Source organism: Myxococcus sp. MISCRS1 (assembly GCF_026626605.1).
In the GTDB taxonomy this organism is placed as follows: Bacteria; Myxococcota; Myxococcia; order Myxococcales; family Myxococcaceae; genus Myxococcus; species Myxococcus fulvus.
This window is the reverse complement of the sequence record NZ_JAPNKB010000001.1, coordinates 10,073,179-10,085,195: the sequence shown is the minus strand read 5'-3', so window position 1 is coordinate 10,085,195 and position 12,017 is coordinate 10,073,179. Positions and strand designations below refer to the sequence as shown.

1 protein-coding gene (running past one end of the window) is annotated in these 12,017 nt (G+C 72.2%); it reads right to left on the bottom strand.

What is annotated here, in order from left to right:
* On the bottom strand, window positions 1-12,017 hold the start of the coding sequence (locus OWM54_RS40290) for an IPT/TIG domain-containing protein (RefSeq protein ID WP_267700769.1). Its footprint begins 20,062 nt before the window's first position; the window shows 12,017 of its 32,079 coding nt (coding positions 1-12,017); the start codon lies at window positions 12,015-12,017; its stop codon lies beyond the left edge, outside the window.

The window sequence follows — 12,017 nt, the reverse complement described above, 5'->3', positions numbered from 1 at the left end:
CCGTCCGCGTCGTCGGCCTGGAGTCCGGAGATGATCAACCGATAGCGCGCATCTCCCGCGAGCGCGCTCACGGGGTCGATGACGAGCTTCTGGACGCCCTCCTCCACCGGCGTCCGGAGCTCCGTGGTGATCTCCTCACCCAGCGCGGAGCCATCCAGCGCGTACAGGCGCGCGTTCACCGACGACACGTTCCGGATGGGGACGTTGAGCTCGGCGACGAGCGTCTCCAGCGTGGACACGCCCAGCTCGGAAGCGGCCGGACGCATCGCGGTCACCATGGGGAACGGCACCGCGACGACGGCGAACCCGTCATTCGGCGTGGGCAGGTTCCTCGGCGAGAAGACGCCGTTGATGCTGGCCACGACCACGCCCCGGTCGATGCCCACGTCGGCGAGCGACGTCGCCGGCCACAGGTCCACCGCATCCACGGCGAGCGGAGCGTCGATTTCGGAGGCGGCCGACAGCTGGAGCACGCCCGCGCCGGCGTTCACGCCCAGGTGCGGCCCCAGCGCGGACTGGAAGAAGCGCGTGCCCACCAGGGACGGGATGGACGCCACCTTGCGCGGCAGCGTGGGCGGAGACAGCGACACCGTGGCCGCCGTCTCGAGCGAGGCGAGGCCCCGGCCCGAGTGGATGGCGAGGTCCCCCACGTCCGGCGTCTCTCCCACCACGGGGAAGCCCGGGCGCGCCAGGTCCACCGTCAGGGTGGCCGCGGCGTTCCCCAGCCGGGCCCGCAGCACCGCGTGGCGGCCGAGGATGCGCACCTGCTCGATGGAGGGCGTCTTGACGGTGCCGTTCATGACGAACGACCTCACGGCGCCCAGCAGCATGGGGCGCAGCGGCTCCACCAGCGAGAACACCGCCAGGCCGCTGTCTCCCGCGGCCACGAGCGCCAGGTCATCCACCACCGCGACATCCAGCGCCTCGCCCTCGTAGGGCAGCGCCTGCACCAGCTTGGGCTCGGTCGGCTTGCTCACGTCCACCACGAGCAGCGACGGGCCACCCTCCCCCACCATGTCCACGTGGGTCAGCTCGGCCGCGTCGGCCGCCACGTACGCGATGGTTCCGCGCACGGTGAGCGCCTTCGGCTCGTAGGGCGGCGGGAACGAGACGCCGCCCATCATCCCGGCGTTCTCCGGCACGGAGACGTCGATGACCGACAGCGCGCCTTGCGTGCTGCGCTTGAGCACGTCGATGACGTCGACGCCCTGCTGGATGGACGCCTCGGAGAGCACGTAGGCGCGGCCCCCGGAGATGACGAGCGGCCCTGGGCGGCCCTGCGGCATCCGGTCCGACGGGCGGCCGTCCGTGCCATCGATGGAGGGCTGGTACCGGCCGATGCGCTTCGTCGTCGACAGGTTCGTGTAGAGGTACGCGCTCTCGGCCACCGCGAGCTGCCCGTCCGGGTTGGCGACGAAGACGTCCGCCGGACCGTAGCCGCCCTCGGGCGTCTCCACGAGCAGGCGGCCCGGCGACAGCACCGTGACGGAGCGCGCCGGGCGCCCCCGCGCCGTCTGCGAGCCCTGGCCCCGGAAGAAGACCTCCGCGCCGTGCTGGAAGCCCGCGCCGGACAGCTCCACCATCTGCCCGCCCGCCAGCGGCCCCGAGGCCGGCGAGGCGTGGCTCACCTGGAGGATGTCCATGAAGATGAAGCCGCCCAGGAGGCTGCCCTGCAGCCCGCCGGGGTTGACCACCGTGACGCGCGCGGGGCCCTCCACCTGCTGCGGCGTGCGCGCGGTGAGGCGCGTGCCGGTCTCATCGACGGAGACCTCCGTCGCCTCCGCGTTGGAGAAGTACACGCGCGCGCCCTGCGCGAACCGCTCGCCGTGAATCGTCACGCGCGTGCCGCCATCCACCGGGCCCGCGCGAGGCACCACGCGGTCCACGCTGGGCAGCTCGCCCTCCGTCGTGCGCGTGCGGAAGCGCGAGAGGTAGCGCCGCTCCAGCGTCTGGCCGAAGGTGCTGCCCAGGCCCGCCTCCACCGCGATGGAGTGCTCCTTGCCGCGCGCCAGCTTCACGCCCGCGGGCAGCACCAGCTCGACGCGGAAGGCATCCGTCGCGCTCACGCGCACGTCGGCGGTCACCACGCGGCCATTCAGCAGGCCCTCGCGCAGGATGACGCGCGACGCGCTCACCGTGGCCGCGTCCACCGGCTGCGAGAAGCCGACCGACAACACCGGCGCCTCGAACGACACCTGCTCCGCGCCGTCCGCCGGGGTGACGTCCGTCACCAGGAAGCGCGGCAGGGTGAACTCCGCCACGCCCTGGTGACCGAAGAGCGTCATCGGCCCGCCGGACGTCATCTCCACGTCGCCCGCCGCGGGGACGTTGGCGCGCACGGACGTCGTCGTGACGCCCTCCGCGTCCACGATGGAGGCCGTGAGCAGGCCCTTCACCGGACGGTTCGTCGGGTCGATGAGCTGCACCGTCGACACCGACACGTTGCCCAGGCCGGACACGGAGCGCTGGCCGGTGGCCAGCAGGTCCGCGCGTCCCGGCGCGTGGGAAAGCAGCGACAGCACGCGCGGCGCGGCGCGCACGTCCACCACCGCCAGCGAGGCCGAGGCCCCCTGGCAGCCCACGTGGACGCGCTCGCCCACCACCGTCACCGTCTCCGCGCCACCCGGCACCGCCGCGTACCCCAGCTCACCGAGCTTCGGGTCCAGCAGGTCGAACACCCGCAGGCCGCTCGTCCCCGCGGCCACCAGCAGCTTGTCGCCGAGCACCGCCACGTCGCGCGCAGGCGCCGGCGTGGGCAGCGTCGTCACGCGCTGGGGGTAATCGCGGTCCGACAGGTCCACCACCACCACGCCCGCGGCGCCGTTGGCCACGAAGGCGAGCTGCCCCGCCGCCACCACGCCCCCCACCTCGGGGCCGGACAGCTCGATGCTGCCCTGCTGGAGGATGTTGGCCGCGTCGTTCGTCTTGAACAGCACCAGCTCCCCGTTGCGCGCCGCCGAGTCGTGGCGGACGCTGACCAGCGCCAGGCCGTCGTGGAACGCCGACGCCACCGGCATGCCCTGCAGGGCATGTCCCACCAGGGCCGCCAGGGGGGCGTCCGTCACGCGGAAGAACTCCACGCCACGCGAGAAGGGCGCGCCCTTGGGCAGGCCCGTGGCGCCGACGATGCCCAGCCCCTCGCCGTCCACCGCCAGGGCGGACAGCCGGGTGCTCTCACCCGAGCCACCGAAGGGCTTGTAGGGCGCGCGGGAGGGCCGCATGCCGGCCTCCACCTGGACCACGGGCGTCGCCTTCGGGTTGCCCGACAGGTCGCTCGCGAGCGCATGGAGCGTGATGGCCTTGCCGGCCATCGGCGTGGGCACCAGCCACGAGTAGCGGTACTGGGGCCGGTTCGCGCTGCTCGTCACCGGCACCACGGAGGCGCCGACCTGCTCGGAAACCGGCTGGCCGGCGACGTTGGTGTAGGCCGCGTGGAAGGCGACCTCGTGGATGCCGGCGTTGTCCTCGGCGAAGGCGGACAGGAGCAGCGGGTCGCCTTCGGTGACGACGTCCAGGTGCGGCGGGTCCACCAGCTCCACCTCGGGAACGGTGGTGTCGGGGATGGTGCCCACCTTGCGCTCGGGCGTCTCCACCTCCTGCCCCGCCTTGTCCACCGCCACGGCCTTGATGAAGAACTCCCGGCTGCCGCTGCCGATGGGCGCCACGAAGCTGCCCACGTAGGCATGGGGACGGCCGGGGATGCCCGCGGGCGTCAGCGCCGTGGCCACCTTGCGGCCGTCCACGAAGAACGACACCGCCTCGATGCCGCTGTCCACGTCGAAGGCGTTGGCCTCCAGCCGCAGCCGCGCGCCCGCGAAGACGGTGCCATCGGGCTCCGGCCGCGTCAGCTCCACCGAGGGGAGCTGGTCCGCCACCACGCTGAACGCGATGGGCTCCGACTGCGTCGCCTGTCCGGCGGTGTCCACCGCGCGAGCGGCGATCCACAGCCGCTTGCCCACGTCCGCCGGGTCCGCCACGTGGATGTGCTCGAACGGGAGCTGGAAGCGGCGCCCCACCTCGGCCAGCTGGTCCCTCGCGGGCCCCACCAGGAACGTCACGTAGGACACCGCGACGTCGTCGCCCGTCTCGGTCGCGAAGGTGCTCGGCAGCTTCGCCACCACCTTGAACGGCGGGTTTCGCAGCGACACCGACGGCGGCCTGTCGTTGATGGCGCTCACGGTGACCACGTCCGACGAGGTCCGGTTGCTCAGGTCCACGGCCCGGGCGGTGAAGCGCAGCGGCACGCTCACCCCGGCCTCCGTCACCAGGTTCTTGGGCACCAGGTAGGAGAAGCGATACGGCGGCGCGGGGACCTGGGCCAGCTGCGTCTCCGCCCCGTCGCCCACCTTCACGAAGAACGTCACGCTCGCCACGCCCACGTTGTCCTCGGCGCGCGCCTCCACATCCATCCGCAGGCCGGACACCATCGCCGAGCCGTTCGCCGGGGACACCAGCTTCACCACCGGGTCCTGCGTGTCCGCCTTCGCCTGCACCGTCACTTCACGCGCCTGGACCGTCCTGCCCGACGAGTCCCGCGCGTTGGCGCGAATCGTCAGGTGACGCCCCGCCGAGCCATGCGGCAGCGGGACGCGGAAGGAGTACGGACGGGTGGCGCTGGCGAAGCGCAGCGGCCCCTCGACCCCGCCCTCCACGGTGACCTCCACGCGCTGGACCTCGACGTCGTCCTGCGCGGCCACCAGCACGGCGAAGTCGCGGCCCTCGGTGACGATGGCGCCATGCGCCGGCTGCGCGATGGCCACCGTGGGAGGCTGGTCGCCCACCACGGAGAGCACCACCGTCTGCGAGCTCACCTCGTGCCCGAAGCTGTCCACCGCGTGGCCGCGCAGGCGCAGGGTTCCCCCCGTCGACGCGGGCACGGGCACCAGGAAGCGGAACGGCGGCTGGTTCAGCGTGGCGACGGGCGCCGTCTGGTCATCCAGGTAGAGCGACACGGACGTGACGCCCACGTCGTCCTCCGCCGAGAGGATGACCGGCAGCGGGTTGTCCGCGACCACGGTGGTGCCATCCGACGGGGAGAGGATGGCCAGCGCGGGCTCGCGGTCCCTCACGATGTCGATCTGCTGGTACTCCAGCTCGCCCTGGTTGCCGGAGACGTCACGGGCACGCGTGGCGATGAAGTACGGGACCAGGTCCAGGCCGCCCAGCTCCGAGAGCCTCGGCACGGAGTACTGGAAGGTCACCACCGGCGAGTACACGTCGAACGGCGAGCCGGGCAGCCCGTTCTCCGACGGGAAGCCTCCGGCGACGTGGATGAGCTTCAGACCCTCCGCGCTCGGGCCGGCGTAGATCTCCACCCGGTCCACGAAGGCGTTGTCGTGCGCCTGCACCTGGATGAGCACGGGCGTGTTCTCGATGACGTCGCGGCCCAGACTGGGGCGCAGCACGTTCGCCACCGGCAGGGCCGTGTCCTCGGCGATGCGGATGCGCCGCTCGACGGAGGAGCGGTTGCCCTCCAGGTCACGAGCCTCGACGCGCAGCAGCACATGGCTCTCGGTGCGCGCGGGGTCCAGGCGCACGAAGCCCGGGGGCAGCGACAGCAGCCCGCGGAAGATGCGGAAGCGGGAGATGTCCTCGGGCGCCACGCGCAGGGCCGCGAGCGTGTCGCGCACGGTGACGTCGGCGGCGACGGGGTTGCCCTCCGGGTCGAAGAGCGTGGGCACCACGGTGCCGTCGCGCTCGGCGAGCTGGAGCGCGGGCTTGCCGTTGACGAAGAACTCCACGCCCGTCACCTTCGTGTCGTCCGCGGCCAGCGCGCCCAGGCGCAGCTGGATGCTGCCTTCCACCAGGTAGGCATCCGCCGCGGGCTCCAGGAAGGCGAGCTGGGGCGCGCGCGGCCTGCGGCTCTCGATGACCAGCCGCGCGCTCTTCTCCTGGTTCGCCGTGTCCTTGACGGTGAGGGTCAACACGGTGGGCTGGCCATCGGCGCCCATGGGCGGCGTGAACTTCACGCTCAGCGACCTGCTGCCCGTCGCCGCCGGGGTGAAGGGCCGCGTATCGGGCAGGCCGTCTCCGTAGGTCGTGGTGACGGAGGCCACGCCCACGTCGTCCTTGACGGTGAAGTGCAGCGTCGCCTCCTTGCCCTGCAGGAGGCTGACGAAGCCGTTCTCCAGCTCCGCGCGGTGGATGGTCTCCCCCGTGGCCACCAGTCGATCCAGTTGGAGCGTCGGCGCGGCGTCGGGGACGATCTGCACGAACACCGGATGGGACACGGCGTCGTTGCCCGCGCGGTCCGTGACGAGCGCGTCGAGCTTGACGGGCCCCAGCGTCGTGCGCTGCAGGGTGAGCTCCACGTCCTGCGAGGTCCCCACCAGGAGGGTGTCGCCCTGGGGCTCACCGTTCACCAGCAGTTGGACCTTGGCCAGGCTCGCGTTGTCCGCGGCGCGCAGGCGCACCTTGAAGGGCTGGCCCGTCACCGCCGAGGCGCCCTCCCCCAAGCCGACGAAGGCCACCGTCGGGTCCACCGTGTCGGGCACCACCCTCAGGACGCGAGCGTCCTTCGCCACCACGCCCGCCGTGTCCACCGCGACGGTGGTGAGGCGCGCGTCCGTGGCCGTCCACGCCGCCGGGATGCGGAAGCCCGCTTGACGCGAGCTCAGCTGCCCCGCGGTGAGCGTCGCGGACAGCGGGTCCACCGTCAGGCGCTGCCCCGCGGCGGCCACGCGGACCTGGTGGGGCTGGCCGGACTGGTAGCGCAGCGCCAGCTCGGAGACGAGCACCGGGCGCGAGTCTCCACCGACGGCGTGCAGCGACACGAGGACCTGCTCCACGTCCACCGCGTTCTTCGGGAAGCCGAGGTCCACCTCGTACAGGTTGCCCGCGTCGAGCGTGAGCACACGCGTCTGCGTCAAGTCACCGGAGGGGAACAGGGCCTTGAAGGCCGCCAGCTCCGCCTGCGCCTCGGTCGACAGCTGCGTCTTCGGCCGCAGGTGGTAGGAGACGTGCGCCTGGGCACCGTGCGAGTCCGCGGCGACCTTCAGGCGGAGCTGCCCCGGGCCGTTGTCCGAGGGATGGGCCGCGTGCGGCGTGACGCGCACCGCGCCGTCCTCACCCGTCACCACGAAGGTGAACGGGGTGCCCGCCGACGTGCCGCTCCCGGGCTGGGCGCCGAAGGTGAGCGTCGCGCTCGACACCGCGTGGTTCGACAGCGAGAAGGGCACCTGCGGCGTGCCCGTGAGCAACGGGGCATCGAGCGCCAGGCCCGTGGCCGTCGCGGACTTCACCTCGGAGGTGGAGGCGACGAGCCACGCCGCGCGCAGCCCCACGTCATCCTGGAGCTCCATCGAGCCCGTGTAGCGCTGCTCCTCGATGAGGTCCCCGCTCGTGGGCGACACCCAGCGGACGACGGGCGCCGCGTCGGGCACCAGCAGGCACGAGTAGCCGGACACCGTGGTGCGGCCCAGCGTGTCCGTCGCCCTGGCCTCGAAGCTCACCGTGCGCGACGCGCCGCTCGTCAGCGTGGGCATCACGAACGGACCGCTCAAGCTCACCGAGGCCGCGGGCAGCGTCTCCGGTCGCTGCTCGAGCCCCTCGATGCCCTCGGGCTCCTCCAGGCCATCATCGAAGCTCATGGCGAGCGACTGCACCGCGCTGTCGTCGGACGCCTGCGCCTGGAGGGTGACCTCCGAACCGGACACGCACGTCTTCGCGTCGGGCACGCCTCGCAGCGAGATGCGCACCACCGGCGGCAGCTTGTCCTCGGGGGTGATGACTTCGAACTCGACCTTGGACGTGTCGGTGGGGTTGCCGGCCGGGTCATACGCGCGAGCCCAGACGACGTGCTTCTCGGGCGCGGTGTTGGACGGGTCCGTGCCGGTGCGCTGGACGGGAATCGTCCCCGAGTAGGTGCCCACGTAGCGCCGGCTGACGAGGATGTCGCCGGGGCCCTGCGGGTTGGGGGCGCGGACCTCCTCGAAGTCCTCGTGGCTTGCGCGCAGGTAGTCCTTCTGCGGCTCGGGCCGGATCTCGACACCGTCCAGCACCACGGCGACGCGCGAGACGCGCACGTCGTCGGAGACATCCACGCGCACACCCAGGCTGCTGCGGTTGGCGACCTGCAGGGGCTGCGTGGCCGTGCCGGGAATCGGCGACAGGAGCAGCGCGGTGGGGTGCTCCACGTCGTCGATGACGTCGAGCAGCACGTCCTCGTGGCCGAGCTGGGGCACGGGGCTCACGTCCTTGGCGACGACACCCACCGAGCGCTCGGACGCGGGCGTCGTCGGCGTGACGATGGGCGCGCGCACCACCAGCTTCTGCTGGATGGCCGTGTTGACCGGACCGATGAACGGCTCCAGCGTCACGCCGCCGGAGCGCCCCGCGACGCTCGCCACGCCCTCGTCGTCGGACACGGTGAAGGTGATGGTGACGTCCTGGCCCTCCTTCACCACGGAGCTCGGCGCGGGCAGCATCAGGTTGACCACGGGCGCGGTGTTCTCCACCGCCTGGAGCACCAGCCGGCGCTCCGCGGAGCGGTCCCCGTCATCCACCACCTCCGCGCGCAGCCGCAGCGGATGGCCCGCGTACGCGGCCGGCACGTCCAGCTTCCACTTGAACACCTGGTACAGCCCCTCTTCCGTCCCGGCGTTGACGGAGCCCACCGGCGACTCGGGAGCGTCCGGGTTCTTGGGCTGGAGGGGGTCCTGGAGGAAGAGCCGGGCGTTCTTGACGTGGACGTTGTCCGTGGCGACCACGACGACGTCCACGCTCCGGTTGGGGCCCGCGAACACGCGCGTGCCCTCGGCGGGGCTCCGGAAGGCCACCATGGGCGGCTCTTCGTCCGCCGTCACGTCGAGCGTGAGGCTCACCGTCTTCGTGTTCTTCTCGTTGTTGCTGTCGGTGACCTCGGCCTCCAACCGCACGCTCCCCGCCGTCGAGGGCAGGCGCAGGTCGAAGCGGTACGGCGGCAGCGTGGCGACACCGGCGGAGTGGCGCGTGGCGCCGCGGTACTCGAAGAGCTCCACCCTGGAAACGGCGACGTCGTCCTCGGCGTGGAGGACGATGGGGACGAGCGTGTTCGCGGTGCCGACGAAGCCGGGGCTCGGACTGAGGAACTCCACGGTGGGCGGAAGGTCCCCCTGGAGGGTGACGGTGTGGCTCACCTCGTCGTGGTTGTCCGAGGTGTCGTAGGCGCGCGCGGTGAGCTTGAGGCTCGTCTTGGGGACCGTGCCGTCGAAGAAGTGCTCGGTGGGGATGACGGTGTAGCTGATGAACGAGCCGGGCACGCCCGCGTTGTCGCCGGGTGAGGTGTCGGTGAAGACGGGCGTGTTGAGCTCCTCGCCCAGGAAGAGCTCCACGCGTTTGGCGCCCACGTCGTCGAAGCCGGCGATGGTGACGAGCAGCCCCTGCGAGTTGGGCACCTTCACCAGGTGCTGCGGCGTGAGGATGTTCACCTTGGGCTTGTTGAGGTCCGGGCGAATCACCACGTCCACGTGGTGGCTCTCCCGCTCGTGCCCCTGGGCGTCGCGGGCGGTCGCGATGAGGCGATAGGTGGTGGCCGTCGTCACCACGGACGTGCGCCACGTCACCCGGTAGGGCGGCACGGAGGACTGGCCCACGGGCACGCCGTTCACCTTCCACGTCACCTGCGGCGCCTCGCCGCTGTCATCCGAGGCGGCGGCGGTGAGGAGCACCTGCGTGCCCCCCACGTACGAATCCGTGAAGGTGGGCGTCTGGATGGCCACGTTGGGGGGGCCGTCCTGCACGACGACGGCCTCGAAGCCGACGCGGCGCTCGAGCCCGCCGTGGTCGATGGCTTGAATCTCCACGCGAGGCCGACTGCCCGCGGAGCCCGCGGGCGGCGTCCACAGGAGCCGGAAGTTCTGCGAGCCCTGCGCGGTGCCGCCCTGCCCTCCTTCGTCCAGCCGCGTGGTGGCCACGGCGTTGCCGTTGACCAGCAGCGCCACCTTGACGCCGAAGGACAGCGCGTCGTCCCCCACGGTGCCCTCGACGGCGAGCGGCACCTTCTCCGTCACCTCCACCGTGCTGCCCAGCGGGGCGCGGCGGGTGATGAGCGGAGGCGCGTTGCCGACGATGCGCACGAGGACGGCGGAGCCCTCCGCGGTGGCGCCATGGCGGTCCACGGCGATGGCCTTGATGGAGGCGCCCGTGCCGGCGCTGCCCGGCGGCGGCACGTAGCTCACCTCCCACAGCGGGACGGCGACGATCTCCTGCGGCACCTTGTCGGGGATGGGGCGCAGCTCGATGCGGGCCGTGGACGACACGCCCACGGGGGCCCCGTCCACGGTGAAGCGCACCACCTGGAAGTCCAGCGGGGACAGCGTGCCGGACGTCCAGTCGCCGCTCGTCACGCGAAGGATGTGAGGGATTCCCTCGATGAGGTTCGCGCCGGAGACGGGCTGCTCGTAGACGACCTGTCGGGTGCTCGGGCCCGGGGGCTGCGTCACCTTGACCTGGAGCACAGCCGGCGTGGACTCCTGGTCGCCGGAGTCCACGGCGATGGCGGACAGCTTGAAGCTCGCGCCCACGTTCGGCGGGGCCTGGATGCGCAGGGTGTACGGCGCGGTGTCGTCGATGACGGTGGGCACGCCGTTGACGAGGAAGCTGACGTGCTTGACGGCCACGTCGTCGGAGGCCACGGCGCGCAGCTCCACGCTGGCGCCGGCGGCGATGGAGGTGGGGCCGGACAGGCGCACCGAGGGGACGCCGTCCTTCGCCTCGACGCGGCGGGTGTCCGTCCACGACTCGTTCTCCGAGGTGAGGTGGGTGGCGGTGATGGTGGCGCTGCCGGGGGCGAGCGAGGTGACCTTGCCCTCGGAGCTGACGGCGACGATGGCCGGGTGCGAGGAGCTCCAGGTGGTGCGCAGGGTGCTCGGGGTCAGGTCGATGACGCGGCCGGTGACGGGGTGGTCCAGGCGGCCCTGCAGCTGGAGCTGGAGGCTGTCCTTCACGCGCGCGAGCGTGACGGTGTCGGGGAGGATGCTCACGCCAGCGATGCGCGAGGGGTCCGTGACGATGACGGGGACCTCGCGGGTGCGCTCGGCGTACTTCACCTTGATGGTGGCCTCGCCCTGCGCGAGCGCGATGACCTCACCGGACTGGGTGACGGCGACGACGGCGGGCTTGCTGGACTCGTAGAGGACACCGCGGCGGCCGCCGGAGAGGTCCGCCTGTCCGGCGACGGCGAAGTTGCCGAAGACCTTGAGGTCCTCGCGCTGGCCCACCTGCTCCAGCAGGAGCGAGCTGGGCTGGACGGTGATGTCGACGAGCGGGTCGAAGGACGTGGAGCTGGTGAACTCGACGGCGGAGGTGTGGACGGTGCGGCCGAAGGGGTCCTGGAGGGCGACGTCGGCGATGACGACGCCGTCGGGGGGCAGCCTTCCGTCGGTGGTGGGGATGAAGAAGCTGATGCGGCCGGGGGTGGCGACATGGGGACGGCCGACCAGCCGGCGCACGGTGACGAAGGCCTGGGCCTCGGCCTCGCCGAGGTCACCGTGCACGGTGCGCAGGGCGAGCGCGGAGGCGCCCATCATGGAGAGCTCGGCGGAGGCGACCTGGCCGGTGTAGGCGACCTGCAGGACGATGCCGCCCGCGGTGGCGTCGGAGCGGACGGTGACGGGCGTGGCGGCGAAGCCGGGCGGGCTGCCCTTGGCGTTGAAGGTGGTGACGAAGGGGGTGCCCGGAACGGAGTCGGACCCGATGGGCGTGGCGGTGACCTTCAGGGCGCCGTCGTCGGGGAAGGCGACCTTGAGGGGCACGAGCACGTGGAAGGGCACGGCGCCCGCGAAGTCACGCTCGACCCGGAGGTTGGAGGTGGCGACGAAGGAGCCGTGGGCGTCCGAGGTGCCCTCGAGGGTGACGAGGACCTGGGAGACCTGTTGCTCGATGTCGAAGCCGATCTCGACACTCTGGGCGCCGGGGCGCAGAGGCGCGAGGGGATAGGCCGCCGTCACCACGGGGGGCTCCGCCCGGGCCACCAGAGCGAACCCCAGACACAGCACCGTGAGCACCGCGCGAACACCGCTCCAACCCTGACTGTTCAC